Below are 480 nucleotides of genomic sequence, written 5' to 3'. Positions count from 1 at the left end.
TCCGAGCGCGAGGCATTTCCGCGCGCGCTGGAAGCGGCCGGCATCGTCTTCATCGGCCCGAACCCGGGCGCGATTGCAGCCATGGGCGACAAGATCGAGTCGAAGAAGGCGGCCGCCAAGGCCAAGGTCTCGACCGTGCCCGGCTATCTCGGCGTCATCGAGGATGACAGGCACGCGGTCAAGATCGCCGACGAGATCGGTTATCCCGTGATGATCAAGGCTTCCGCCGGCGGCGGCGGCAAGGGCATGCGCATCGCGCATTCGACGGCCGAGGTCGCGGAAGGTTTCAACCTCGCCAAGGCCGAGGCCAAGGCCTCGTTCGGCGACGACCGCGTCTTCGTCGAGAAGTTCATCGTCGATCCCCGCCACATCGAGATTCAGGTGCTGGGCGACAAGCACGGCAACGTGATCTATCTCGGCGAACGCGAATGCTCGATCCAGCGCCGCAACCAGAAGGTCATCGAGGAGGCGCCTTCGCCG

General features: G+C 65.2%; 1 pseudogene. It reads left to right on the top strand.

Going from position 1 to position 480, the window contains the following annotated elements:
* Positions 1-480: pseudogene (locus tag MOV74_RS40260) on the top strand (ATP-grasp domain-containing protein); the annotation flags it as partial.

The sequence above is a fragment of the Bradyrhizobium sp. SHOUNA76 genome (assembly GCF_023006445.1).
In the GTDB taxonomy this organism is placed as follows: Bacteria; Pseudomonadota; Alphaproteobacteria; order Rhizobiales; family Xanthobacteraceae; genus Bradyrhizobium.
The sequence above is the reverse complement of the archived record's forward strand: the minus strand, read 5'-3'. Positions and strand labels throughout refer to the sequence as shown.